At 71.4% G+C, this 23,688-nt stretch carries 24 protein-coding genes; 11 read left to right on the top strand and 13 right to left on the bottom strand.

Annotated elements, in window-relative coordinates; all coding sequences use genetic code 11:
- Nucleotides 1-18 precede the first annotated feature (18 nt).
- Nucleotides 19-303, top strand: a complete 285-nt coding sequence (locus C466_RS02845) for a ubiquitin-like small modifier protein 1 (protein WP_004596891.1) — start codon at nucleotides 19-21, stop codon at nucleotides 301-303.
- A gap of 39 nt (nucleotides 304-342) precedes the next feature.
- A complete protein-coding gene (locus C466_RS02840) occupies nucleotides 343-1,440 on the top strand; it encodes a deoxyhypusine synthase (protein ID WP_004596893.1) in 1,098 nt (365 codons plus the stop codon).
- Between the two features lie 479 nt (nucleotides 1,441-1,919).
- On the opposite strand, the gene C466_RS02835 is transcribed toward C466_RS02840, so the two are convergent.
- The 5 genes from C466_RS02835 to C466_RS02815 form a co-directional block, all read right to left on the bottom strand.
- Complete coding sequence (locus tag C466_RS02835) at nucleotides 1,920-2,954, bottom strand: LLM class flavin-dependent oxidoreductase (RefSeq protein WP_004596895.1); 1,035 nt, start codon at nucleotides 2,952-2,954, stop codon at nucleotides 1,920-1,922.
- 447 nt (nucleotides 2,955-3,401) lie between these two features.
- Nucleotides 3,402-3,578, bottom strand: a complete 177-nt coding sequence (locus C466_RS02830; RefSeq protein WP_004596897.1) for a 50S ribosomal protein L37e — start codon at nucleotides 3,576-3,578, stop codon at nucleotides 3,402-3,404.
- Nucleotides 3,575-3,817 carry an LSM domain-containing protein gene (locus C466_RS02825; protein WP_017344111.1) on the bottom strand — a complete coding sequence of 81 codons (243 nt, stop codon included), beginning with the start codon at nucleotides 3,815-3,817 and terminating at the stop codon, nucleotides 3,575-3,577. Before C466_RS02825 ends, C466_RS02830 begins: the two co-directional genes overlap by 4 nt.
- Before the next feature lie 79 nt (nucleotides 3,818-3,896).
- Nucleotides 3,897-5,192, bottom strand: a complete 1,296-nt coding sequence (locus C466_RS02820) for a hypothetical protein (RefSeq protein WP_004596900.1) — start codon at nucleotides 5,190-5,192, stop codon at nucleotides 3,897-3,899.
- The gene (locus C466_RS02815) at nucleotides 5,189-5,845 is read right to left on the bottom strand and encodes a hypothetical protein (RefSeq protein WP_004596902.1); all 657 of its coding nucleotides are present in this window, start codon (nucleotides 5,843-5,845) and stop codon (nucleotides 5,189-5,191) included. The genes C466_RS02820 and C466_RS02815 overlap by 4 nt, the downstream gene beginning before the upstream one ends.
- 280 nt (nucleotides 5,846-6,125) lie before the next feature.
- Between C466_RS02815 and C466_RS02810 the strand changes: the two genes are divergently transcribed.
- The 3 genes from C466_RS02810 to C466_RS02800 all read left to right on the top strand — a co-directional run bounded on the left by C466_RS02810 (nucleotide 6,126) and on the right by C466_RS02800 (nucleotide 9,532).
- Nucleotides 6,126-7,478: a ribonuclease J gene (locus C466_RS02810; protein WP_004596904.1), complete on the top strand. Its 1,353-nt coding sequence runs from the start codon at nucleotides 6,126-6,128 to the stop codon at nucleotides 7,476-7,478.
- Nucleotides 7,475-8,521 carry a geranylfarnesyl diphosphate synthase gene (idsA3, locus tag C466_RS02805; RefSeq protein WP_004596906.1) on the top strand — a complete coding sequence of 349 codons (1,047 nt, stop codon included), beginning with the start codon at nucleotides 7,475-7,477 and terminating at the stop codon, nucleotides 8,519-8,521. The genes C466_RS02810 and idsA3 overlap by 4 nt, the downstream gene beginning before the upstream one ends.
- Before the next feature lie 96 nt (nucleotides 8,522-8,617).
- Nucleotides 8,618-9,532: a DMT family transporter gene (locus C466_RS02800; RefSeq protein ID WP_004596908.1), complete on the top strand. Its 915-nt coding sequence runs from the start codon at nucleotides 8,618-8,620 to the stop codon at nucleotides 9,530-9,532.
- 61 nt (nucleotides 9,533-9,593) lie between these two features.
- On the opposite strand, the gene C466_RS02795 is transcribed toward C466_RS02800, so the two are convergent.
- From C466_RS02795 to C466_RS02780, 4 genes are all read right to left on the bottom strand, one after another.
- Nucleotides 9,594-10,634 carry a glycosyltransferase family protein gene (locus C466_RS02795; protein WP_004596910.1) on the bottom strand — a complete coding sequence of 347 codons (1,041 nt, stop codon included), beginning with the start codon at nucleotides 10,632-10,634 and terminating at the stop codon, nucleotides 9,594-9,596.
- Nucleotides 10,631-11,812, bottom strand: coding sequence for a S49 family peptidase (locus C466_RS02790; RefSeq protein WP_004596912.1), 1,182 nt, complete (start codon nucleotides 11,810-11,812; stop codon nucleotides 10,631-10,633). The genes C466_RS02795 and C466_RS02790 overlap by 4 nt, the downstream gene beginning before the upstream one ends.
- Before the next feature lie 172 nt (nucleotides 11,813-11,984).
- On the bottom strand, nucleotides 11,985-13,127 hold the full coding sequence (locus C466_RS02785; protein ID WP_004596914.1) for a hypothetical protein: 1,143 nt from the start codon (nucleotides 13,125-13,127) through the stop codon (nucleotides 11,985-11,987).
- An 83-nt stretch (nucleotides 13,128-13,210) separates the two neighbouring features.
- Nucleotides 13,211-13,678 carry a peroxiredoxin gene (locus C466_RS02780; RefSeq protein WP_004596916.1) on the bottom strand — a complete coding sequence of 156 codons (468 nt, stop codon included), beginning with the start codon at nucleotides 13,676-13,678 and terminating at the stop codon, nucleotides 13,211-13,213.
- Nucleotides 13,679-13,752: 74 nt separating this feature from the next.
- Between C466_RS02780 and C466_RS02775 the strand changes: the two genes are divergently transcribed.
- Nucleotides 13,753-15,810, top strand: a complete 2,058-nt coding sequence (locus C466_RS02775) for a histidine kinase N-terminal 7TM domain-containing protein (protein ID WP_004596918.1) — start codon at nucleotides 13,753-13,755, stop codon at nucleotides 15,808-15,810.
- A 25-nt stretch (nucleotides 15,811-15,835) separates the two neighbouring features.
- Here C466_RS02775 and C466_RS02770 read toward each other — a convergent pair whose 3' ends face one another.
- A complete protein-coding gene (locus C466_RS02770; RefSeq protein WP_004596921.1) occupies nucleotides 15,836-16,153 on the bottom strand; it encodes a CGCGG family putative rSAM-modified RiPP protein in 318 nt (105 codons plus the stop codon).
- A 126-nt stretch (nucleotides 16,154-16,279) separates the two neighbouring features.
- On the opposite strand from C466_RS02770, the gene C466_RS02765 reads away from it, so the two are divergent.
- The 3 genes from C466_RS02765 to C466_RS02755 are packed head-to-tail and all read left to right on the top strand — an operon-like array spanning nucleotide 16,280 to nucleotide 18,036.
- Nucleotides 16,280-16,516 carry a DUF2249 domain-containing protein gene (locus tag C466_RS02765; RefSeq protein ID WP_004596923.1) on the top strand — a complete coding sequence of 79 codons (237 nt, stop codon included), beginning with the start codon at nucleotides 16,280-16,282 and terminating at the stop codon, nucleotides 16,514-16,516.
- A gap of 60 nt (nucleotides 16,517-16,576) precedes the next feature.
- Nucleotides 16,577-17,485: a type II methionyl aminopeptidase gene (gene map, locus C466_RS02760; RefSeq protein WP_004596925.1), complete on the top strand. Its 909-nt coding sequence runs from the start codon at nucleotides 16,577-16,579 to the stop codon at nucleotides 17,483-17,485.
- The gene (locus tag C466_RS02755; RefSeq protein ID WP_004596927.1) at nucleotides 17,485-18,036 is read left to right on the top strand and encodes an HIT family protein; all 552 of its coding nucleotides are present in this window, start codon (nucleotides 17,485-17,487) and stop codon (nucleotides 18,034-18,036) included. Before map ends, C466_RS02755 begins: the two co-directional genes overlap by 1 nt.
- Nucleotides 18,037-18,467: 431 nt before the next feature.
- On the opposite strand, the gene C466_RS02750 is transcribed toward C466_RS02755, so the two are convergent.
- From C466_RS02750 to C466_RS02740, 3 genes are read right to left on the bottom strand one after another with little or no spacing between them, the layout of a single operon-like run.
- A complete protein-coding gene (locus tag C466_RS02750) occupies nucleotides 18,468-19,220 on the bottom strand; it encodes an ABC transporter ATP-binding protein (protein WP_004596930.1) in 753 nt (250 codons plus the stop codon).
- Nucleotides 19,221-19,263: 43 nt separating this feature from the next.
- Nucleotides 19,264-19,980, bottom strand: a complete 717-nt coding sequence (locus tag C466_RS02745; RefSeq protein ID WP_004596931.1) for an ABC transporter permease — start codon at nucleotides 19,978-19,980, stop codon at nucleotides 19,264-19,266.
- A gap of 2 nt (nucleotides 19,981-19,982) precedes the next feature.
- Nucleotides 19,983-20,966, bottom strand: a complete 984-nt coding sequence (locus C466_RS02740; RefSeq protein WP_004596933.1) for a substrate-binding domain-containing protein — start codon at nucleotides 20,964-20,966, stop codon at nucleotides 19,983-19,985.
- Nucleotides 20,967-21,070: 104 nt separating this feature from the next.
- Here C466_RS02740 and C466_RS02735 point away from each other — a divergent pair, with 104 nt between their 5' ends.
- Nucleotides 21,071-21,868, top strand: a complete 798-nt coding sequence (locus tag C466_RS02735) for a TOBE domain-containing protein (RefSeq protein WP_004596935.1) — start codon at nucleotides 21,071-21,073, stop codon at nucleotides 21,866-21,868.
- Between the two features lie 116 nt (nucleotides 21,869-21,984).
- On the top strand, nucleotides 21,985-23,649 hold the full coding sequence (locus C466_RS02730; protein WP_004596937.1) for a tryptophan--tRNA ligase: 1,665 nt from the start codon (nucleotides 21,985-21,987) through the stop codon (nucleotides 23,647-23,649).
- Nucleotides 23,650-23,688 lie beyond the last annotated feature (39 nt).

The raw sequence follows: 23,688 nt of genomic DNA, 5'->3' as shown, positions 1-23,688 counted from the left end.
CCCGCGCGGGGATCCGCTATGGAGTGGAAGCTGTTCGCCGACCTCGCGGAGATCGCGGGCGACCGCGCGGTGGCCGTCGACGCGGAGCCGGGCGACACGGTCGGCGACGCGCTCGACGCGCTGTTGGACGCGCACCCCGACCTCCGGGACCGGGTGATGGAGGACGGGACCGTCGCGGATCACATCAACGTCCTCCGGAACGGGCGGAGCGTCCGCCACGACGAGGGGCTCGACGCGACGCTGGAGGCGGGCGACGAACTCGCGCTGTTCCCGCCCGTCAGCGGCGGGAGCGTCGGCCGATAGATCGGTCGTTTCAAACGCGCGCCGGCCCCATCGGGAGCCATGACCGACAGCGACGAGGAGACGGGAGACGACGCGGCGGGTGCCGAGAGCGACCACGGCGGCGGCGACGATCACGGCGGCCACGACCCGCACCGCGAGGAGTTCGGCGAGGACCCCGTCGGACACACGCGCGCGACTGCCGGGATGACGGTGAGCGAGCTCGTCGACGGCTACGGCGACGCGGGGATCGGCGCCGCCGCCGTCAACGAGGCGGGCGACGTGCTCGCGGAGATGTTCGAGAACGACGACTGTACCGTGTTCCTCTCGCTGGCGGGCGCGATGGTGCCCGCCGGCATGCGTCGGATCGTCGCCGACCTCATCCGCGACGGCTACGTCGACGCCGTAGTGACCACGGGCGCGAACCTCACCCACGACGCCATCGAGGCCATCGGGGGGAAACACCACCACGGGCGCACCCACGACCCGGAGAAGACCCCCCGCGAACACGACGAGGGGCTCCGCGACGAGGGGGTCGACCGCATCTACAACGTCTACCTCCCGCAGGAGCACTTCGCCGACTTCGAGGGCCACCTCCGCGAGGAGGTGTTCCCGGCGCTGGAAGCCGACCCGGACGCGGAGGGGACAGACGCCGTCTCCATCGCCGACCTCACGCGCGAGCTCGGTCGCGCGAACGCCGCGGTGAACGAGCGCGACGACGTCCCGGAGGGGCCGGGGGTCGCGGCCGCCGCCTACGAGTGCGACGTGCCGATCTACTGCCCCGCGGTTCAAGACTCCGTTTTGGGGCTTCAGGCGTGGATGTACGCCCAGACCGCCGACTTCACGCTCGACGCCCTCGACGACATGACGGAGCTGACCGACCTCGCGTTCGAGGCCGACGACGCCGGCTGCCTGCTCGTCGGCGGCGGCGTCCCGAAGAACTTCACGCTCCAGACGATGCTCGTCACGCCGCGCGCCTACGACTACGCCGTCCAGATCACGATGGACCCCGAGGCGACCGGCGGGCTCTCCGGCGCGAGCCTCGAAGAGGCGCGCTCGTGGGGCAAACTAGAGAAGGACGCGCGCAACGCCTCCGTCTACGGCGACGCGACGGTGATGCTCCCGATGCTCGTCGCCGCGGCCCGCGAGCGCGTGGAGTAGGGGCGTGCGGACCGGCTCCGGCCGCGTTATCTCTTATAAATAGCGGTACGGTGGCGCGTGCCTGCGAGCGGCCGCCCTCGGCGGCCGCGAGGAGCNTCGGTGGTCCGGAGCGAAGCGGAGGACCACCGACGAGGCTGGGGAGGCGTGAGGCGCGGTTGCGGTGCCGTGCGGGGCGGGACTCAAAGGGGCAGCCGCGAGGGCTCGCGCGGCTCGCTGCGGTCCTCGTCGTTCGCTCCGCTCACTCCTGCGGTCCTTGCGTCGCCGTGCTTCGCCCTCGCGGCTGGGGCTTTGACGGTGTTCGCCGCCGATCCGTCAGCAGCCATTTATAAGTAAGCAGCTGGGGCTTTGGCGGTATCCGTCACCGATCCGCCAGCGGCCATTTATAAGCAAGCGGCTGGGGCTTTGGCTGCGTCCGTCACCGCCGGTCGGCTTCCCCGCGTGACCGAGCGGTCGAGAACGGCCACCTCACCGAGACCGAACTACTCCCGCGGGTCCAGATCCATCGCCTCGGCGAGGAGCGCGTGCGAGTCGAGTGCGCCGTCGTGGTCCGGCACGGTGTGCTGGATCATCACCTCGTCGACGCCGACGCGGTCGGCCAACTGTTCCAGCAGGCCCGAGATCGTCTCCGGACCCCCCGAGATCGCCCGCGGCCACTCGTCGGCGTCGAGCGTCGCGGGCGTCGGCTCGGGCGCGCCGCCGAGCTCCTCGATCGCCTCCTCGACCGTGGGCGTCTCGTCGCCCAGTTCGCCGCGCTGCATCCGCCGGAACGTCGCCTCCGCTGGCGCGCGCCGGCGGGCCGCCGCCTCGTCCGTCTCCGCCGCGACCGCGTTGACCGCGACCATTCCCTGCGGCTCGTCGAGGCCCCCGACCCCTCCCTCGGGGTCGAACGCCTCGCGGTACGCCGCGAAGGCGCGCTCGGCGAACCCGGGGCGGATGAACCCGGCGAAGCAGTAGCGCAGGCCCAGCTCGCCCGCGATCTCCCCGCTCGCCGGGCTCGACCCCAGCACCCACGGGACCGCCGGCCCGGAATCGGACCCGGGAACCGAGAGGTCGCCGTACGGGTGCTCGTCGGGGTAGTCGCCGCGGAGGTGGTTCACGACCGCGGTGATCCGCTCGCGGTGGTCCTCGTTCGGGTTCTCGACGCGCCGGTCGGTGCCGAGCGCGCGGTCCGACGCGGGCGAGCCGTTCGCGCGGCCCATCCCAAGGTCGACGCGGCCGGGCGCCAGCCCGTCGAGGACGCCGAACGACTCGGCCACCTTGAACGGGCTGTAGTGGTTCATGAGGACGGCCCCGCTGCCGATCCGGATCGAGTCGGTCGCGCCCGCGAGCCGCCCGAGCAGCACCTCGGGCGTGGTGCCCGCGAGGCGGTCGCCCATCCCGTGGTGTTCGGCGACCCAGAACCGCTCGTACCCCAGTCGCTCGGCGTGTTTCGCGGCGTCGACCGTGTTCTCGAACGCGTCCGCCGCGGTGCCGCCCCGGGGGACCGGCGAGAGGTCGACGACTGAGAGGTCCATGTCCGGTCTCGGCCACCGTCGCGGGAAACGGTTTGGGTCCCGGCGGCGTCGTGGCGGATCGCAACCACGGGCCCCGGACGGTGGCGCGTGCCTCCGAGGCCGCTTTGCGGCCGAGGAGCACGCGCGAGGGAGTCGCTGGCGGCGCCAGCCGCCAGCGACGAGGCTGGGGAGGTGTGAGGCTGCGGTGCTGTGCGGGACGGGACGCAAAGGGGCAGTCGCGAGGGCGAAGCACGCCGCAGTAATCACCGCAGCGAGTGAGCGAAGCGAACGAGCGAGGCGCGCAACAAGGCGCGCGAGTCCTCGCGGCTGGGGCTTTGGCGGTGGTCACCGCGGAGTCAGCGATCTCGTACAGTCGAGCGACTGAGACTTCGAGAGTGTCCGTCGTTCCTCCACGGTAAACGCGTAGCTACGCGAGTAGAAGCGAGAAGAAACCGGAGAGACCGCGGTTCAGTTGTCGCCGGTCTTCGACTGCCACGCGTAGTCGCGCCGAGAGGCGGACTCGCCGAAGCCGCACGAGGAGCAGCGCTCCTTCTTAATGTGGTAGGACTTCTCGCCGCAGCGTCGACACTTCACGTGGACCGTCTTGTTCTTCTTTCCCTGAGAGGGCGTACCTGCGCCGGTCATGCTTTGATGGTGACGACGTTATCGCCGCGTATAATCGTTGTGTCTTCGATCGCGACCGCGAACTCGCCGTCGAGGTCGTCGTCGACGCGGTCGTCCACGTCGGCCTCGGGCTCGATGACGACGTTCATGTGCTGGTCGTAACCGCCGAGGACGCCGTAGTACGTCGTACCGTCCTTCAGGTGTACCGTTACGGGCTCCTCGAGCGACGCTTCGAGCACGTCGAGGGGTCGTCCACTCATTGTCCGTACCGCCGCCCGTCGCGGTAATAAAAATACCGGGACGCCGGCCCGGAGACCGGTCAGTTTGACACGAACCGGGTCACTCCAACCGCTCGCGCACGAACTCCGCCGCCGCCGGCACCGCGCTCGCGTACAGGGCGGCGTACACCAGACTCGCCTGCGTCCGCCGCGGCGCCGACCCGTACCCCTCCTCGACCCGGTCGGCGGCGTACCCGAACACCCCTAACCCGGGGCGGAGGAGCCGCGCCGCCAGGGGATCGCCGGCGTCGACGGCCTCGCTCACCGCCGCGCGCGCCCGCTCTGCGGTCGACCGCACGGACGGCTCCGTGGGTGCCGCTCGGTGCTGCCCGTCGCGGATCTCGCCCACGGCCGCCCGATACGCCTCGACCTCGGCCAGCGCGGCACCGGCCTCGACGACGGCGGTGGCGTGCTCGCCGGCGTCGGTCGCCCGGCTGACGTCCTCGACCGCCGACTCGACCCGCGTCTCGCCCGTGGCCGCCAACTCCTGTGCGACCGTTCCGCTCAGGTCTTCCTCGTCGAGCGGATCCTCTCCGCCGACGCGCTCGCGGACGCTCGCGCGCGTCCGACTCACCGACCCCCGGAGCGTCTCGGCGGCCGCGACCAGTGACGCCCACCGCGGCGACGCCTCGTCCCAGCTGTCGAGGCACGCCTCGCGGAGTCCCTCGGCGTCGGCCGCGGCCGCCTCGGCGCGCTCGACGCGGCCGACCGCCTCGCCCGCTCGGAACGGCTCGGCCACCGGGTCGTCGGGGTACGTCACCTGTGGTCTGACGCTCCTCGCGCACTCCGCGAGCAGCGATTCGACCGGTTCGTACGCCAGCACCGCCGCAGCCGTCGACTCGGCTCGGTACGCCAGATCCCCCGTGAGCGCCGTGCGAGCGTCGCGGACCGCGCGTCGCCGAGCGGAGAGCTCCGACCCGTCGTCGTTCCCGGTCGCCGCGCGGTACGCGGCCCGGACCTCCGCGGCGTCCTCCCGGCGCCGGCGCCACGCGTCGAGGTCGTCGACCGGCCACTCGTCCGGCAGGCCCGCGTTCGTGCGCTCTCGCGCCCGTTCGCGCTTGGTCTCGATCTCCGTCGCGACCGCGGCGTTGGGCAGCTCCGGCTCGGCCGGCACGTCGTCCAACAGGCTCCGGGTCCGCGCCTCGTGGGCGGCCGCGAGCGACGCGGGAACGGCCGTCGGAAACGGCGACGCCGGCCACTCGATCGATCCGACGGCGTCGGCCGGGAGCGACACGGGCGAGTCGCGGCGCTCTTCGCCGCCGGCGAACGGGAGCCCCGAACAGCCGGCGAGCGCCGCCGCACCGGTCGCCGCGACGCCAGCGAGGAGCCGACGGCGCGAAGACGACTCGCGGGTCACGCCTCATCACCGCCGGTTCCGGACGAGGCCGACGCGTTGAACACGGCCGGCGGCTCCCCCCGCCGACAGGAACTTGCCATGCCGCGCCCGCTTCCGTTCGAGTGATCGGCCGCGACTGGGATCCGGATCGCGAACCCGACGGTGTGGGTCGCCTCCGGGTCGCATTCGACGTCGGCCGGGCGGTACGCCCGACAGAAGTCGGCGTGCGGATGGAGGTCGCCATCCGCGAGGTCGTCCGGCTCGACGGACACCGACGTCAGCCGGACGTCTCGGCAGGCTCCCACGGGCATCGATAGGAGATACACCGACTCGGCGTCGAAGTCCGTCCCGGCGCAGAACGACCGGAGGCGCTCGCTCGCCGACGTTTCGGCGAAAGTGAGCGCCGCGAGGTCGTCCTCGGAGACCAGCACGCGATAGGCGTGCCGCCGCTGACGCGCCCGCTCCGTGGCCGAGAGCGACGGCGTCGCTTCGTCCCCGGTGACCAGCGCGCCGCCGTCCTCGTCGCGCGTCTTCTCGAGTTCGTAGTCTTCGATCCGTCGCTCGTTCCGAACCGGATAGCTGTTCGACGCGGTCTCGCTGCCGGAACAACCGGCCAGGGCGGCGATCCCTGACGCGGCCGCGAGGAGGACTCGCCGGCGGGGAACGTCTGCCATCGTCGGCGGTTCGCCCGAGAGCGTCAAACCCTTTGTGGGGATCACCCGGAAACGCCCCTGTCGCCGCGTTCGGACGCGAACCGCCCCCGCGCGACCGAACCCGGGAGTTTTTAACGTGGGCGAGAGTACGCCGAGGTACCACACTCCCGCGGGACACGGTGAGTCGCGACGACTCGGCCGTAGCGGGGCCTTCAACGACGCGCGGTACGACGGTGCGCCGACGGCTCCTTGCGGGGTATTAGTGACCGACGCCGATCACGGCGTCGAACACGCACACACCATGGAAATCGAAATTGCGACACTCGGCGGTTACGAAGAGGTCGGTCGACAGATGACGGCGGTCCGAGCGGGCGAGGACATCGTCATCTTCGACATGGGCCTGAACCTCAGTAAGGTCCTCATCCACGACAACGTGGAGACCGAGAGCATGCACAGCCTCGACCTGATCGACATGGGCGCCATCCCGGACGATCGGGTCATGAGCGAACTCGAGGGCGACGTCAAGGCGATCGTCCCCACCCACGGTCACCTCGACCACATCGCGGGGATCCCGAAGCTCGCCCACCGGTACGACGCGCCGATCGTCTCCGCGCCGTACACGATCGAGCTGGTGCGCCAGCAGATCGAAGACGAGGGCAAGTTCCAGGTCGACAACGACCTCGTGAAGATGAAGCCGGGCGCCACGATGGCGATCGGCGACTCCGAGCAGGTCGAGATGGAGTTCGTCAACGTCACGCACTCGATCATCGACGCGATCAACCCGGTCCTCCACACACCCGAGGGGGCGATCGTCTACGGGCTCGACAAGCGGCTGGACCACGACCCCGTCATCGGCGATCCGATCGACATGGAGCGGTTCCGCGAGATCGGCCGCCAAGACGAGGGCGTCCTCGCGTACATCGAGGACTGTACGAACGCCGGCAGTAAGGGCCGGACCCCCTCCGAGTCGTACGCGAAGAAGCACGTCGAGGACACGCTCAAATCGATGGAGGACTACACCGGCGGCATCATCGCCACCACGTTCTCCTCGCACATCGCCCGCGTGAAGACGCTCGTCGAGTACGCCCGCGAGATCGGCCGCCAGCCGGTCCTGCTCGGGCGCTCGATGGAGAAGTACTCCGGCACGGCCGAGCGCCTCGACTTCGTCGACTTCCAGGGCGACGTCGGCATGTACGGCCACCGCAAGTCCGTCGACCGCGCGTTCAAGCGGATCATGAAGGAGGGGAAGGGGAACTTCCTCCCCATCGTGACGGGCCACCAGGGCGAGCCGCGCGCGATGCTCACCCGCATGGGCCGCGGCGAGACCCCGTACGAGATCGACGACGGCGACAAGGTCGTCTTCAGCGCGAGCGTCATTCCGGAGCCCACCAACGAGGGGCAGCGCTACCAGAGCGAACAGCTGCTTCGGATGCAGGGCGCGCGCCTCTACGACGACATCCACGTCTCCGGCCACCTCCGCGAGGAGGGTCACTACGAGATGCTACAGGCGCTCCAGCCCCAGCACCTCATCCCCGGCCACCAGACGCTGAAGGGCCGCTCGCCGTACGTCGACCTCGCGAAGTCGCAGGGGTACAAGCTCGGACGTGACGTCCACGTCACGCAGAACGGGTCCACCATCCAGCTCGTCGAATGACGAGCGAGACGAAGGAGGCGCGGGTGCTGGAGGCCATCCGCGAGCGGCGTGAGCTCGTCAACGCCGCTATCGACGAGGAGCTGCCGGTCCAAGAGCCCGAGCGGCTGTACGAGGCGACGCGGTACATCCTCGAAGCGGGCGGGAAGCGGCTCCGCCCGACGGTGACGACGCTGGCCGCGGAGGCGGTCACCGGGACCGAGCCGATGGGCGCCGACTTCCGCGCGTTCCCCTCGCTCGACGGCGACGAGGTCGACGTGATGCGCGCCGCGGTCGCCATCGAGGTGATCCAGTCGTTCACGCTGATCCACGACGACATCATGGACGAGGACGACCTGCGTCGGGGCGTCCCCGCGGTCCACGAGGCGTACGACGTCTCGACGGCCATCCTCGCGGGCGACACGCTCTACTCGAAGGCGTTCGAGTTCATGACCGAGACGGGCGCGGACCCGCAACACGGGCTCGAAGCGATGCGGATGCTCGCGTCGACCTGTACCGAGATCTGCGAGGGACAGGCGCTCGACGTCGCCTTCGAGAGCCGCGACGACATCCTCCCCGAGGAGTACCTGGAGATGGTCGAGCTGAAGACCGCCGTCCTCTACGGCGCGTCCGCGGCGACGCCAGCGCTCCTGCTCGGCGCCGACGAGGCGGTCGTCGACGCCTTATACCAGTACGGGATCGACTCCGGGCGCGCGTTCCAGATCCAGGACGACGTGCTCGATCTGACCGTGCCCTCCGAGGAGCTCGGCAAGCAGCGCGGCTCCGACCTCGTCGAGGGCAAGGAGACGCTCATCACCCTCCACGCCCGCCAACAGGGGGTCGACGTCGACGACCTCGTCGACGCCGACACGCCCGCCGAGGTGACCGAGGCGGCCATCGACGACGCGGTCGCGGCCTTGGAGGAGGTCGGCTCCATCGAGTACGCCCGCGACACCGCCGCGGACCTCACCGAGCGCTCGAAGGAACACCTCGAACTCCTCCCCGAGAGCGGCTCCCGGAGCCTGCTCGAGGACCTCGCGGACTACCTCATCGTCCGCGGCTACTGAGCGACACGACCGCCGATCGACACGACCGCCAAGCGGGCACCGGCGGTCCGGGCCGCGACGGACACCGCTTTACCCCCGGCGCGCGTTCGGTCGACCGTGTCACGGTACCGAGACGTCGCGCTGTTTTTCGCGCTCGCCCTGCTGTGGGGCGGATCCTTCGTCGCCATCGAGGTCGGCCTCGACTACTACCCGCCGGTGTTGTACGCCGCCTACCGGTTCGACGTGGCCGCGCTGGCGCTGATCTCGTACGTGCTGCTCACGCAGGACGGCCCGTTCCCGCGGACCCGCGGCGACCTCGCCGCGATCGGGTTCAGCGGCGGGCTCTCCGTGGCCGCGAACAACGCCCTGCTGTTCGTCGGCCAGCAATACACGACGAGCGGCATCGCCTCGATCACCTACAGCCTCGTCCCCATCGCGACCGCGGCGGTCGCGGCCGTCTGGATCGGCGGCGCGGACCTCGATCGTCGCGGCGCGGTCGGCGTCGTCCTCGCGTTCCTCGGCGTGGGGCTCGTCGCGCAGCCGGATCCGGCGAACCTCGGCGGGGGTGTCGCGGTCGGGGTCGGGCTGATCGCGATCGGCGTGATCGCCGTCGCGGTCGGCAGCGTCGGCCTCCGAACCGTGGAGACCTCGTTCTCCAGCGTCGCGCTCACCGGGTGGGCGATGGGGTTCGGCGCGCTCGCCATCCACGCGCTCAGCCTCGGCGTCGGCGAGAGCCAGCGGCTCCCGGCGACCGCGCCGCGGGCGCTCGTCGCGCTGGCGTTCCTCGGCCTGCTCTCGTCGGCGGTCGCGTACACCATCTACTTCACGCTGCTCGACCGGCTCGGCCCCTTCGAGATCAACCTGGTCTCGTACGTCGTCCCGATCGTGGCGACCGTCGCGGGCGCCCTGCTGCTCGCCGAGCCGGTCACGGCGTTCACCGTCGCCGGCTTCGTCGTCATCGTCCTCGGATTCGGACTGTTGAAACGCCGCGAGATCGCCGACGCGGCCGCCGGGATCCGGTTCCCGGGATGAAAGAGAGCCGTCGCGGCCGCAGCGCGTCGCGCCGCACCGCGTACCGCTGGACGGCGACCGACTATGCGGTCGCGTTCCCGGACGGCTCGGGCGGTTCCGGCGGCGGGGTCGCGCCGCCCGGCGGGACCGCGCCGCCCGGACCGGTCGCCGGGCCGAACGACACGTCGGGGGTCTCGCCCGTCACGAGGAAGTCCGCGACGTTGCCGATCAGGACGCCGTTGTCGGCGCGCCCGGCGTTCTCCGGTTCGAGGAAGCTGGAGTCGCCCACCACCGTGAGCGAGTCGCTGCGGACCGCGACGCCGTAGGCGCCGGCCTCGCGGGTCGTCGACAGCCGCGACGTCTCCGCGGTCGCGAGCGTCGCCGGTCCGTCGGCCGTGCCCACGGGCGCGGCGCCGCGGAAGACGACCTGCTCGACGCCCTCCGTCAGCGCCCCCGGCCCGGTCGGCTCGACGAGCACGCTGAGGTAGTTCGCGTCGTTGTTCTCCATGTCGTACACGTAGCCCGCCTCGCCGTAAACGCCGAACGGCGAGCCGAAGTCGGTGAGCGCGCCGGCGCCGCCCGGGTCGCTCGCGACGAGCGTCCGGCCGCCGGCCTCGACGAACGTCTCGACGGCGTCGGCGTCGGTCGCCGACAGCGCGCCGGGGCTCGTGGTGACGAACGCGTCCGCGTCCGAGAGCATCGACGGCAGCGGCTCGCGGCTCGCGATCCCGCCGTAGAAGCGGACCTCGTGGCCGTTCTCGACGAGCGCCGCGGTCAGCGGCGCGACGCCGCGCCGAACGCCGCCGACCGATCCGATGTCCGCGTCCGCGGGCGAGTCGCCGTCTTCGATCGGCAGGATGGAGGTCCCGCCGCCGAGCCCGGCACCGCCGCTGCCGAGGTGGACGACGACCGTGTTCGACGGCTCGCTGCTCTCCATTTCGACCTCGCCGCCCTCGCTGACGGTCTCCGGCTCGACCGCGTCCAGCTGCCAGTGGTCGTCCGCGACGGCGTCGGTCTCGGGCGGCGCGTCGTCGAGGACGACGCCGCCGACGGCGGCGACGCCGACGACCGCGAGGAAGACCAGGGCGAACGCGCCGACCGTCGTTCGCAGGTCGACGCTCACGCGCCGTCACCTCCGTTCGCCGCGACCGCGGCGTCGAGCGCCGCAGCGGAGTCGTCGCCCGTCGCGGCCGACTCGTCGTCGTTCGTCGCGTCCGCGCCGCTCGTCGCCGCGTCGGCGTCGCCGCCGTCCGCGCGTAGCCGCGCGGTGTAGCTCGTCATGACGACGTCGTCGCCGACGGTCTCGTCCCACGCTTCCGGCGCGACCGCGAGGATGAGCCCGTCGCCGATCTCGTCGTCCGCCCCCTCGGCGACGACGACCGTCCCGTCGTCGCGCTCCAACAGCGGGATGCCGCCCGGAACGGGGCTCTCCGTGCGCCGCGTGTCGACCGCGTAGTCGTCGAGTCCCGCCTCGGCCGCGGCGTCGGCGACCGCGCCGTCGACGAAGCCGAATCGGTCGGCGAAGCCGTTCTCGACCGCCTCGGTGCCGAGGTAGGCGTCGGCGTGCGCGATCGCCTCGCGGTCGAGCTCGATCTCGTCGCCGCGCTGTTCGATCACGTTCGCGATGAAGAGATTCGCGAGCGTCTGTCGGCGCTCGCGCTGGGTGTCCGGGTCGCTGCCGGCCTTGTCCGGGCCGGTCGTCCCCGCGTTCGGACCGCTCGGGGCCGGCGCGGTGCCGGCGACCCCGACGCTGCCGACCGCCTGCGCGGAGGGCGCGACGTAGATCCGGTCGGCGGGCGCGATCGCGAGGTAGGCGCCGGACGCGCCCAGCGTGTCGACGGCGGCGTACACCGGCATCACCGACGCGGTGCGGTCGACAGCGGCGTACATCCGCTCGCTCTGCGCGGGCAGGCCGCCCCCGCTGTCGACCTCCAGGACGACCGCCTCGATCGAGTCGTTCGTGCGGGCGTCCCGGAGGTTGTCCTCGACGTGTTGCGCCGTCCCCGAGTCGATCGTCCCGTCGATCTCGATCACGGCCACCGTCCCGTCGGGCCCCGTCACGGCGCCGTACACGCCGGGCGCGACGAGCAGCCCCGCGGCCACCGCGAGGATCGCCGCGACCCCGACCGCGTGTCGGGTCTCGATCCGGTCGAGCGGCGATCCGGACGCGTGGTCCGAGGTCGGTCGGTCGGCCGTCCTCCGCGGACGGTCGGTCGCCGTCGGCGATCGATCCGGGCTCGCCGCCTCCGCGTCGTCCGTCGGTTCGTCGGGCGTCCTCGGAGGCGAGTCCTCGGAGCTCATCGACTCGTCCTCGTTCGATACTGCTGTCGTGGCGTATGGTCTCTCGTCGTCATCGTGGGTTCGCTCGCGCGTCGGTCACTGGTCGATACGGCTGCGCCGCTCTGGCGGCCGGTACTCCCGCGGTCGGTGGCGCCGCTCACGCGGCCGGTGTTTCTGCGATCGACTGCGTCGCTCACGCGTCGGCCACCTCGATCGGGTCGCCGACGGTCCCGTCGAACAGCGAAGCGTGGGCGGCGAAGAGGTCGCTCTCGGCCGCGCCGTCGACGATCACGGTCCGCCCGTGTCGGGTGACGCTCGCGTCCGCGAGCGAGGTCTCGCCCTCCCGGGCGGCCCGCGCGATCGCCTCGGCCGTCTCCCTGTCGAGGCGTCGGGGGTCCGCGACCGCGCCGTACCGCAGCGCGACGCTCGGATCTCCGGGGTCCGCGCCTCCGGTAGCGGATTCCCCGCCGGTCACGCGGAGCGACGCCCCGACCGCGCCCGACGCGTCGACCGCGGTGCGGAGCTCGTCGGGCGCGTCGGCGAGCACGCTTCGGAGGTGGTCGCGGGCGTCCGGTCCGAGGTCGACACACACCGTCGCGTCGCCCTCGAGCAGCGAGGGGAGGGGGCCGTAGCTCGCGCTCGTGCCCGCTCGTCGCCGCGCTCCGCCGTCGACGCCCCCGCCGATTCCGGCGTCGCGGTGCGCCGCGGCGACGGCGGCGGTCGGCCCGTACGCGGCCACGAGTTCGCCCGGGGCCACGCCGACCGCCGACCCGAGGCCCCGCGCCCGGAACCGGGCGAATCCGGAGCCGTCGTCCGCCTCGCGAGTCACCGCGGGGTCGGCGTCGAGCTCGGCGGCCAGCGCGGCCGCGTCGACGTCGCCGACCGCGACGGCGCACCCCTCGAGCCCGTCCGCGGTGAGCGCGGCGCCGCCGGTCGCCTGTCGCGCGGCGGCGAGCGACACGCTTTCGTATCGGTCGAGCAGTCGCCGGAGCCGGCTCCCGACCCCGCTCGGCAGCCCGGTCGCCGTCAGGACTGCGGGGTCGACCCGTCCGGTCACGACGGTGTCGACGGCGTTCGACGCGGCCGCGGCCGGGTCGTACGTCCCGGCGGCGACCGCCGATCGCGGTCCGTCGGCTCCGGCGCCGTCGCGGCCGCTCGTCGGGTCGGCGTCCGTCGGTTCGCCGTCGCTCGCTCCGGCGCCCGTCGCGGCCGGTTCGACCGCGAGGGTCGCGTCGGGCGGCGGTTCCGAGGTCAGGGCTTCGATCGGTCCGCCGACTCCCAGCCCGGTCGCCGCGAGCGCCGCTAAGCGCTTCGCGAACGTTCGCTTGGAGGGCATCGTTTCACTTGTCTCATGACAAGTAATAATACTACCGGGTGACGGCAGTCGGCGGATTCCGCTCGCCGACGACCGGTCGGCGTTCAGTCGTCGAGCGCGCGGACGTCGTCGAGTATCTCGACCGCGTGGTCTACGGGAGAGACGCCCTCGTAGGCCAAGACGACGGTCCCCTCGTCGTCGAGGACGTACGTGTTCCGGAACACGCCGTCGAAGGTGTTCCCGAACATCGACTTCTCGCCGTAGGAGTCGTACGCGCTCGCGACCTCGCCGTCGGGGTCCGAGAGGAGGGAGAAGGGGAGGTCGTACTCGGCGGCGAACGGTTCGAGGTCCGCGACGGGGTCGTCGCTGATCCCGACGACGGCGACGTCGGCCGCCTCGAACGCGCTCCACTCGTCGCGGAAGCTACACGCCTCGGCGGTACAGCCGGGCGTGTCGGCGCGGGGATAGAAGTACACGACCGTGTGACTGGCCGCCGCCGGGTCGACGGTGACCGCCTCCCCGCGGTGGTCGGTGAGCGTGATCTCGGGTGCGGAGTCGCCCGGTTCGAGCATACGGACTCACTCTCCTCAAACGGGTTAGGGGATTCGGTCCCTTTTTACGGTGCTCTCGCATCCTACCGGTATCGATGGCGTGGCAAGCGACGCCGTACACGGTCCCGTTGCTCGTCGCGGCCGCCGCGTCCTTCGCGTTCGCCGCGTACGCGGTCGGGAACCGCTCGCGCGGCGGTCGCGTTCTCCTGTGGAGCTTCGTCGGCGTCGCGGGCACCGCCGGCGTCTGGTCGCTGGCGTACGCGGCCCAGCTGTCGGCGAGTTCGCTCGGCGCCACGCTGTTTTTCAACCGGTTCGTCTGGCTCGGCTCCGCCGGCTTAGCGGTGGCGTGGCCCGCCTTCGTCCTCTCGTACGTGGACCGGACCGCGTGGCTCGACCGGCGCCGCTTCGCGCTCTTCTGGGTCGTCCCCGCGGCGGTCGTCGTCCCCGTCTGGACGGTCGGCGTCGACCCGCTGTTCTACCTCGATCCGGTCCTCGTCGACGCCGGCGGCTTCCGGATCCTGGAGTACGCGCCGACGCCCGCGCTGCTCGGGTTCGTCGGCTACACCTACGCGGTCAACCTGTTCACCTTCGCCGTCCTCGGCTACGCCGCCGTCACCCGCGACGGCGTGTTTCGCCGGCAGGCCGCCGTCCTCTTCGTCGCCGGCGTCGCACCGCTGGCGCTCGGTGCGGCCGGCATCGCCGGACTCGTCGGGCCGGAGGACGGGTTGGTCGACTTCACACCGATCGCCTTCAGCGGGACCTCGGCGCTTTTGGCGTGGGTCGTGTTCCGGTACCGGCTGCTCGACGTCTCGCCGATCGCCCGCGAAGCGGTGTTCGCGAACCTCTCTGACGGCGTCGTCGTCTGCGACGCCGACGGCCGGGTGGTCGACAACAACGACCCGGCCGAGGCGCTGTTCCCGGACGCGAACGTCGGCGTCCACGCCGACGAGGCGTTCGCAGACGTCCCGACGGTCGCCGACGCGGTGACGGAGGAGCCGGCCGACGACGAGTTCCGCGTGACGGTCGACGGGGGCGGCGCGCCGCGGTTCCTGACGGTCGACGTCCACGACATCACGGGGCCGGGGACGACCCGCGGCGGGACGGTCCTGCTGTTCCGCGACGTGACCGAGCGGGAGACGCTCCAGCGGCGCTACCGGGCGCTCATCGAGAAGTCGCCGAACGTGATCGGGGTCTGCGGCGAGGACGGACTGCTCCGGTACGTGAGCCCGTCGATAGAGCGACTGATCGGTCACAAGGCGAACGAGGTCGAGGGGCGCCCGGTCATCGACCTGGTCCACCCCGAGGACCGACGCGAGGCGCAGCGGGCCTTCGAGCGCGCCTTCGACAGCGCCGAACCGCAGTCGCTCACGCACCGGATCGCGTGCGCCGACGGCAGTTGGCGCCGGTTCGAGACCGTGATCGAGCGGCTGTTCGCCGACACGCGCGAGGTCGTCATCACCGCGACCGACGTCACGGACGCGCGGCGGTACGAACAGCGGCTTCAGGTGTTGAACCGAGTGCTGCGACACGACCTGAAGAACGACACCAACGTCATCGGGGGGTACGCCGACCTGCTCCGCGAGCACGTCGACGAGGAGGGCGATCCGTACCTCGACATCATCGACCGGAAGGTGCGGACCCTGACCCACCTTAGCGACCAGGCGCGCGAGATCGACGTCGCGCTCCACAGCGACGCGGGCCGGACCGAGATCGATCTGGCCGCGCTCGTCGAGCGGCTCTGCGAGTCGCTGGAGTCGTCGTTCCCCCACGCGACGGTGACGGCGACCGTCCCCGAGTCGGCGGTCGTCTCCGCCGACGAGCTGCTCGAGTCGGCGGTCCGGAACGTGTTGGAGAACGCCGTCGTCCACAACGACGGCGACGACCCGCACGTGGAGGCGACCGTCGTCGCCGACGGCGACGGCGACCGGTTCCGGCTCGACGTGGCGGACGACGGGCCGGGGATCCCGCCGGTCGAGCGGACCGTGTTCTCGGAGGCGCGGGAGACGGCGCTCGAACACGCGAGCGGGCTCGGCCTCTGGCTCGTCCACTGGATCGTCACGGAGTCCGGCGGCGACCTCGAGATCAACACCCGCGAGCCGACCGGGACGGTGGTCCGGATGTGGCTCCCGCGAGCGGCGGAAGAAAGCGAGTAGCGCCGCTGTCCGTCCGGCCGACCCGTCAGGCGTGGACGCGAACGACGTGCCCGCCGCAGCCGCACTGCTCGACGTACTCCCAGTCGACGTCGCCGCCGAGTTCCGCCTCGAGCGCGTCGACGAGGTACTCCCCGGGGTGGCCGTGGTCGCCGTGAGTGACGAGGTTGACGTGGTTGCCCGCGGCCGTGTGTTCGACCGCCTCGATCGCCTGCCGGACGAGCAGGTCGCGGTCGTCCGCGTGTTCGGGGCCTTCGAGGTTCGCGGACCACGAGTTCTCGTGGACGTGGTCGGTCACCGGGTCCGCGCCGTGCTCGTGGTCGTGCTCCGTGGGCGTACTCGACATACTCGATCGGACGCGCTCCGGCCCCGTACGTCTTCGAGCGAACATGTTCGAGCGCGACTCCGGGAGAACGCGCTCCCGAACACCTTCGGGGAGAGCTATACCACCGCGGGGCGCCACAACCGACCTATGAGCCCCGACCCGTTCGACGACGCGGACAAGCGGCTGGACGCCCGCGAGATAGACGGCGAACCGTTCGGCGACATCGTGGCCGCGCTCGACGGCCTCGACGATGACGAGTCGCTCTGTCTGGTGAACAGCTTCGAGCCGGTGCCGCTGTACGACGTGCTGGCGGAGCGCGGGTTCGCCCACGAGACGGCGAACCCGACCGACGACGAGTGGTTCGTCGAGATCGCGCGCGCCTGAACGGAGGGGGATCGACCGCCCTCCGCAACCTCTTTGCGCGCGGTCGCCGAACCCGAACCCATGAGCAACGGACCTCTGGACGAGGACGCGGTCGAGAGCTACCGCGAGGCCGGCGCGGTGTTGGTCGAGGCGATGAACGAGGCCCGCGAGATGGTCGAACCGGGCCGGACCCACCTCGAGGTCGCCGAGTGGACGGAGGACTTCGTCCGCGAGCAGGGGGCCGGCCTCGCCTTCCCGGTGAACATCAGCGTCGACCCGGAGGCGTCGCACGCGACGCCCGGCCGCGACGACGACGCCGAGTTCGGCGAGGAGATGGTGTGTCTCGACGTCGGCGTCCACGTCGACGGCTACATCGCCGACGCCGCCGTGACGGTCGACCACACCGGCACTCCCGAACTCGTCGAGGCCGCCGAGATGGCGCTCGAGGCCGCGCTCGACGAGGCCGGCCCGGGCGTCGAGGTCGGCGTGGTCGGGCAGGCGATCGAGGACGTGATCCGCGGCTACGGCTACACGCCCGTCCTCAACCTCTCCGGCCACGGCGTCGAGCGCTACGACGCCCACACCGGCCCGACGGTGCCGAACCGCGGCGTCGACCGCTCGGTCGAGCTCGAGCCGGGGCAGGCGGTCGCCATCGAGCCGTTCGCCACCGACGGGCGCGGGAAAGTGGGCGAGGGGACCGTCGAGGAGATCTTCGAACAGCAGGGCTCCGCGAGCGTGCGCGACCGACGGGCGCGGCAGGCGCTCGAGGAGATCGAGGCGTTCGACGACCTCCCGTTCGCGGCGCGGTGGCTGGAGACGGACCGCGCCGAGATGGCGCTCCGCCGCCTGAAGCAGGCGAACGCGATCAAGGGGTACCCCGTCCTGAAGGAGGACGACGACGCCCTCGTGAGTCAGGCGGAGCACACCCTCTTGGTCACCGAGGACGGCGTCGAGGTGACGACCGCGGGCATCCACGGCTTCGACGACTGATGGACCGGATCTTCGCTCCGTGGCGGATCGAGTGGGTCGAGCGCGACGCCGACCCCATCGACGGCTGCCCGTTCTGCGTCCTGCCGGAGCGCGAGGACGCCCGCGAGGCGCGCGTGGTTGCTCGCAGCGAGCGCAACTACGTCATCCTCAACAACGCGCCGTACAACCCCGGCCACGCGATGGTGATCCCGGACGCACACGTCGAGGACCCGACCGACCTCGACGACGCGGCCCTCCTCGACCACGCGAAGCTGAAAGCGGCGACGCTCGCGGCGCTGCGACGCGACATGAACCCCGACGGCGTCAACACCGGCCAGAACCTCGGCGGCGACGCCGCGGGCGGCTCGGTCGACCACCTCCACACGCACGTCGTCCCGCGGTGGAGCGGCGACACCAACTTCATGCCCGTCACCGGCGACACGAAGGTGATCGTGGAGGCGATCGAGCGCACCTACGACCACCTCCACGCGGGGTTCGCGGCCGACGACGCGGTCGTCGACGCGGGCGACGTCGACGCGGGCGACGCGGTCGAACTCGACTTCGATGTCTGAGCCGGCGGTGTCGATTACTTATAAATAACGGTGCGGTGGCGCGTGCCTGCGAGCGGCCGGAGCGAAGCGGAGGCCGCGAGGAGCACGCGCGAGGGAGTCAGTCGCCGGAGCGAAGCGACGGCGGCTGACGAGGCTGGGGAGGCGTGAGGTGCGGTTGCTGTGCGGGGTGGGACTCGAAGGGGCAGCCGCGAGGACAGCGCAGGCGACGCAAGCACCGCAACGAGGGAGCGAACGCAGTGAGCGAGCGAGTGAGGAGCACAGCGAGCGTGCGCTGTCCTCGCGGCTGGGGCTTCGGCAGTGTTCGTCTCCGATCCAGATTCGACTGTTTATAAATAAGCGACTGGCGCTTCGGCGGTGTTCACCGCGGAGCCGTCGGATATTTAAACAAGACCGCCGGGCCCGACTCGGTTCCCGTCACCCCTCGGTATTTATTAGTACACCAGTTCGCCCGAGATGAACTTCCGAGTGCGCTCGCTGTCGGGATCCTCGAAGATCTTCTCCGTCGGCCCCATCTCCGTGATCCCGTCGTCCAGCAGCACCGCGACGCGGTCGGCGACCCGCTCGGCTTGGTGCATGTCGTGGGTCGCGACGACGACGCCGATCCCGCGGGCCCGCGCCTCGCCGATCGCCTCCTCGATGACGGCCGTGTTCCGCGGGTCGAGGTCGGAGGTCGGCTCGTCCAGCAGGAGGACGTCCGGCTCGTACGCCAGCGCGCGGGCGAACGACACGCGCTGGGCCTCGCCGCCCGACAGCGAGTCGGCCGGCTGAGCCGTCTTGTCGGACAGCCCCACGACCTCCAGGGACTCCTCGACCGCGTCGGGGGCGCCGTTCAGCCGGAAGACCGAGGCGAGCCGGTCGCTCCACGAGCGCCGGACCCGAAGCCCGTACTCGACGTTGCGCGCGACCGTCCCGTCGAAGAGGCTCGCCTCCTGGAACACCATCCCGACGCGGCGGCGCAGCGCGAGGCGCTCGGCCTCGTCGACCGCCCAGACGTCGGTCCCGTCGAGCGTCACGGCGCCCTCGTCTGGTTCGAGCGCGAGCGCGAGCGTCCGGAGCAGCGTCGTCTTGCCGACGCCGGAGGGGCCGATGACGGCGACGACCTCCCCCTCGCCGACCTCGATCGAGAGGTCGCGGAACACGGCCTCGTCGCCGTACGAGCGCGATACGTGTCTCGCGCGGAGCATCAGCCCGTCACCCCGCGGCGTATCGCTCCGCTTTCCCGGCGCGTCATCCCGCCACCCCTCGGTCGCCGAAGCGGACGACGATCGCGTTGACCGTCAACACGAGCGCGACGAGCACCGCGCCGAGCACCATCGCGGTCTCGTACTGGCCCTGCCGCGCTTCGAGCTGGATCGCCGTGGTCAGCGTGCGCGTCTTCGAGATGCCGTCCGCGCTCGTGATGTTCCCGCCGACGATGAGGACGGAGCCGACCTCGCTCACCGCGCGGCCGAACCCGGCCAGCACCGCGGTCGCGATCCCGTAGCGGGCCTCCTTGATCACGACCAGTGCGACGTCGACGCGCGTCCCGCCGAGGACGCGGGCCGCGTCCCGGACCCCGTCGTCGACGCCGCTCACGGCTGCGAGAGTGATCGCCGTGATCGGCGGCGTCGCGAGGACGAACTGGGACATGATCATCGCCTCGCGGGTGAAGATCAGTTCGAGGGACCCGAGCGGCCCCTGATTGGAGACCGCGAACAGCACGACCAGCCCCACGACCACGCTGGGGAACCCCATTCCGGTGTTGACCACCGACTTCACGAACCCCTTGCCGGGAAAGTCGGCGAGTCCGATCGCGACGGCGGCCGGGACACTGACGAGCGTGCTCAGCGCCACCGCGGTGAGGCTCACGTACAGCGAGACGGCGATGACGCTCCCGACGTAGCCGTCCCTGAACGAGACGTCGAGCAGGGCCGGCGCGAGCTGTGCGGTCGATTCGAACGGCACGCCTACTCGTCCGAGTCGTCGCTACTCCAACCCTCCGGAACGTACTGCTGGAAGTCCGGATTCTCGGAGACGGCCCGCGGGAAGAACAGCTGCTCGCCGTTCACCTGGTACTCCGAGATGGCCTCCTGGACCTCCGGGCTGGTGATCCAGCCGATGTACGCCATCGCGAGGTCGTAGTTGGCGTTGTCGTGGACGCCGGGGTTCACCGCCATGACCCCGTACGGGTTCGCGAGGATCTCCGGCCCGCCCTCGATCGGGCCCTGAACGAGGATCGTGAGGTCGATTTCGGACCGCTGCGAGATGAAGGTCCCGCGGTCCGAGAGCGTGTACGCCCCCTGCTGGTTGGCGATGTTCAGCGCCTCGCCCATCCCGGTGCCGGTCTCCTGGTACCAGTCGCCGCCCGGCTCGGTGCCGGCCGCCTCCCAGAGGTTCAGCTCCTTCGTGTGCGTGCCGGAGTTGTCGCCGCGGGAGACGAACGTCGCCTGTGCCTCGGCGACGGTCGTCAGCGCCTCCGTCGCCGACCCCATCCCCTCGATCCCGGCCGGGTCGTCTTCGGGACCGACGATCACGAAGTCGTTGAACATCAGGTCGCGGCGGTTGATCCCGTACCCGTTGCGCATGAACTCGTCTTCGAGCCCGCGGGCGTGGACCATCACGATGTCCGAGTCGCCGTTGCGGGCGGTCTCCAGCGCGGCGCCGGTGCCCTGCGCGACGGCGTCGACGGTGACGCCGTACATCTCCTCGAAGTCCGTGTGGATCTCGTCGAGCAGTCCGGTGTCGTAGGTGCTCGTCGTCGTCGTGAGCGTCAGGGTCTCGCCGGCGACGCCGATCGACTCCTCGGCGCTTTCGCCGCCGTCGGTTCCGTTGCCGCCGCTCCCCCCGTCGCCTCCGTCCCCGTTGCCGTCGTTCGTCGACGAACAGCCGGCCGTACTCGCGACCGCTCCGGCGCCCAGCGCCGCGACGAACCTGCGCCGTTGTATCGACATAGATACAACGGTGGGTCGATACCACATATAAGTTGCGTGCCGCGGCAAGCGACGGACCGCGACCGGTCGAAAACGCCATCACGGCCCGGGCGCAACCGCGGGACATGGGAGAGCCGACCGAACCGGGTCCGGACGCGGCCGCGGGTCGCGGCCGCGCCGCGCTCATCGAGGACGACGTCGAGTTCGACGGCCGCGACGCGGCCCTGCTGCGCGCGGTCGACGCGGCGGGGTCGGTCGCGGGCGCGGCCTCGGCCCTCGGTCGCTCGCGCGCCCGCGCCCTCTCGCGGATCGAGGCCTTAGAGGACGCCTACGGGACGCTCGTCGAGCGCCGGCGGGGCGGCGAGGGCGGCGGCGGGAGCCGGCTCGCCGCCTCGGGCCGGGACCTCCTCGACCGCTACGACCGGCTCCAGGCCGTTCTCGCGGCGACCGCGGCGGTGCCTGAGACGGTGCTCGACGGTACCGTAACCGCCGTCGACGGCGAGCTCGCGGTCGTCGATACCGAAGTCGGGGAAATATCGGGGCTCCACGGCGGGAGCGACGCGGTCGGGAACGACGGACCCGACAGGCATAGCGAGATAGCCACCGGCGACGCGGTTCAGGTCCGGATCGGCGCCGACGCCGTCACCGTCAACGACGCGGCCAGCGCGGTCGACCCGGACGCGACGAGCGCACGGAACCGCCTCGACGGGCGGGTCTCGGCAGTCGACCCCGGCGAGACGGTGTCGACGGTCCGGATCGCGATCGGGGCGGCGGAGGCCTCGAGCGACGCCGACGACCCCGATACCGAAGTCGCCGCGCTGATCACGGCCGAGAGCATCGAGCGGCTCGGCCTCGCGCCGGGCGATCCGGTCTCGATCCGGTGGAAGGCGACCGCGACGCGGCTGGTGGCGCACGCGGAGTGACGCGGTGCCGCGGCGTCGCCGCGCTGCGGGGGCGCGGGGCGTCTCGGGCCGCCACGCCGTGGCAACCGCTCCCGCGCAAGCGAACGGTTTTTGCGTCGACCGACGGGAGAGGTGGTATGGACGAGGACACCCCCGAGGGGGCGACGCCGGGCGGCGACGGGCGCGAGTCCGCCGCCGCCGGCGGGCCGTCGACGCCCCCCCGGACCGACGGCGGGACCGAGCGCGCGGACGAGCCGACCGAGGACGTCGCGCTCGACCCGTGGGGGTCGGCGTCGGTCGGAGACTACGCCGACCTGTTCGCCGAGTTCGGCATCGAGGCGTTCGACGAGGTCGACGACGAGGTGCCGGACCCGCACTACCTGATGCGCCGGGGCGTCATCTTCGGCCACCGCGAGTACGACGCGGTCGCGGAGGCGATGGCGAACGACGAGCCGTTCGCCGCGCTCTCCGGGTTCATGCCCACCGGCGACCCGCACATCGGCCACAAGCTCGTGTTCGACGAGATCATCTGGCACCAGGAGATGGGCGGCGACGCGTTCGGGCTCATCGCCGACCTCGAGGCCCACTCCGCGCGCGGGATGTCGTGGGACGAGATCGACGAGCACGCGCGCAACTACCTCCTGAGCCTCCTCGCGCTCGGCTTCGACGCCGAGGAGGGCGAGCTGTACCGCCAGTCCGACAACCGCGAGGTCCAGGACCTCGGGTTCGAGCTCGGCTCGAAGGCGAACTTCTCGGAGTTCGAGGCGATCTACGGCTTCGACGGCGAGACGAACATCTCGCACATGCAGAGCGTCATCACCCAGACCGCGGACATCCTCTACCCGCAGCTCGTCGACGAGCCGAAGCCCACGGTGATCCCGGTCGGCCCCGACCAAGACCCGCACGTCCGGCTCACCCGCGACCTGGCGACCCGCGTGCGCTACTTCAAGGTCACCGAGGCGTTCGCCTCCTTCGAGCTCGGCGACGACGAGCGGCAGCTGGTCCGGGCCGCCTACGACGCCCTCGCGGGGGGGAGCGCGGACGCGGATTCGGACGTGCGCTGCGAAGACGCCGCCGAGTGGCTCGCCGACTACGAGCCGCCGGAGAGCGACCGCGAGAGCGTCGACCTCGCGGCCGCGAAATCCAGCGCCCTCGACAAGCTCGAAGCCGGCGGGAAGGAGCCGCTCCGCCCCCGCGTGCGCTTCTTCGACCGCAACGCGACCGACGAGGCGTTCGAGGCGCTGATCGACGCGGTCGACGGCGAGAAGCGCGTGTTCGAGGGCCACGTCGACGCGTTCGACCTCACCCGCGGCGAGGCCGAGTCGCTCGCGCGCGAGGTCGAGATCGACCACGACGGGTTCGGCTTCCGGCAGCCCTCCTCGATCTACCACCGGTTCATGACCGGGCTCACCGGCGGGAAGATGTCCTCCTCTGTCCCCGCGAGCCACATCTCGCTGCTCGACGACCCCGAGGACGGCTACGACAAGGTGAAGGCGGCGACCACGGGCGGCCGCGACACCGCCGAAAAGCAGCGCGAGCTCGGCGGCGAGGCCGACGAGTGCCCCGTCTACGAGCTGTACGCCTACCTGCTCGCGGGCGACGACGACGAGCTCACTAAGACCGTCTACTCCGAGTGCGTCAACGGCGAGCGCCTCTGCGGCGGCTGTAAGGAGCAGGCCGCAGAGCTCATGCGCGAGTTCCTCGAAGACCATCAGGAGAAGCGCGCGGAGGCCGAGGAACTGCTCGACGACCTCGACATCGACCTCGACTCCGACCGGCGCGGCACCGGCGGCGAGCACTGAGGCGGCTCTATTGAGGTCGTAGGGCAACTCTCACGAGCT

Origin of the sequence: Halorubrum distributum JCM 10118, from assembly GCF_000337335.1 — an archaeon.
Taxonomy (GTDB): domain Archaea; phylum Halobacteriota; class Halobacteria; order Halobacteriales; family Haloferacaceae; genus Halorubrum; species Halorubrum distributum.
This window is presented reverse-complemented; position numbering and strand designations above follow the sequence as displayed.

What these genes read in the sequence shown, in the direction of transcription:
- C466_RS02845 (WP_004596891.1), top strand. Translation starts at nt 19, where the DNA reads ATGGAGTGGAAGCTGTTCGCCGACCTCGCGGAGATCGCGGGCGACCGC.
- C466_RS02840 (WP_004596893.1), top strand. Translation starts at nt 343, where the DNA reads ATGACCGACAGCGACGAGGAGACGGGAGACGACGCGGCGGGTGCCGAG.
- C466_RS02835 (WP_004596895.1), bottom strand. Translation starts at nt 2,954, where the DNA reads ATGGACCTCTCAGTCGTCGACCTCTCGCCGGTCCCCCGGGGCGGCACC.
- C466_RS02830 (WP_004596897.1), bottom strand. Translation starts at nt 3,578, where the DNA reads ATGACCGGCGCAGGTACGCCCTCTCAGGGAAAGAAGAACAAGACGGTC.
- C466_RS02825 (WP_017344111.1), bottom strand. Translation starts at nt 3,817, where the DNA reads ATGAGTGGACGACCCCTCGACGTGCTCGAAGCGTCGCTCGAGGAGCCC.
- C466_RS02815 (WP_004596902.1), bottom strand. Translation starts at nt 5,845, where the DNA reads ATGGCAGACGTTCCCCGCCGGCGAGTCCTCCTCGCGGCCGCGTCAGGG.
- C466_RS02810 (WP_004596904.1), top strand. Translation starts at nt 6,126, where the DNA reads ATGGAAATCGAAATTGCGACACTCGGCGGTTACGAAGAGGTCGGTCGA.
- idsA3 (WP_004596906.1), top strand. Translation starts at nt 7,475, where the DNA reads ATGACGAGCGAGACGAAGGAGGCGCGGGTGCTGGAGGCCATCCGCGAG.
- C466_RS02790 (WP_004596912.1), bottom strand. Translation starts at nt 11,812, where the DNA reads ATGAGCTCCGAGGACTCGCCTCCGAGGACGCCCGACGAACCGACGGAC.
- C466_RS02785 (WP_004596914.1), bottom strand. Translation starts at nt 13,127, where the DNA reads ATGCCCTCCAAGCGAACGTTCGCGAAGCGCTTAGCGGCGCTCGCGGCG.
- C466_RS02780 (WP_004596916.1), bottom strand. Translation starts at nt 13,678, where the DNA reads ATGCTCGAACCGGGCGACTCCGCACCCGAGATCACGCTCACCGACCAC.
- C466_RS02775 (WP_004596918.1), top strand. Translation starts at nt 13,753, where the DNA reads ATGGCGTGGCAAGCGACGCCGTACACGGTCCCGTTGCTCGTCGCGGCC.
- C466_RS02770 (WP_004596921.1), bottom strand. Translation starts at nt 16,153, where the DNA reads ATGTCGAGTACGCCCACGGAGCACGACCACGAGCACGGCGCGGACCCG.
- C466_RS02765 (WP_004596923.1), top strand. Translation starts at nt 16,280, where the DNA reads ATGAGCCCCGACCCGTTCGACGACGCGGACAAGCGGCTGGACGCCCGC.
- map (WP_004596925.1), top strand. Translation starts at nt 16,577, where the DNA reads ATGAGCAACGGACCTCTGGACGAGGACGCGGTCGAGAGCTACCGCGAG.
- C466_RS02755 (WP_004596927.1), top strand. Translation starts at nt 17,485, where the DNA reads ATGGACCGGATCTTCGCTCCGTGGCGGATCGAGTGGGTCGAGCGCGAC.
- C466_RS02750 (WP_004596930.1), bottom strand. Translation starts at nt 19,220, where the DNA reads ATGCTCCGCGCGAGACACGTATCGCGCTCGTACGGCGACGAGGCCGTG.
- C466_RS02740 (WP_004596933.1), bottom strand. Translation starts at nt 20,966, where the DNA reads ATGTCGATACAACGGCGCAGGTTCGTCGCGGCGCTGGGCGCCGGAGCG.
- C466_RS02735 (WP_004596935.1), top strand. Translation starts at nt 21,071, where the DNA reads ATGGGAGAGCCGACCGAACCGGGTCCGGACGCGGCCGCGGGTCGCGGC.
- C466_RS02730 (WP_004596937.1), top strand. Translation starts at nt 21,985, where the DNA reads ATGGACGAGGACACCCCCGAGGGGGCGACGCCGGGCGGCGACGGGCGC.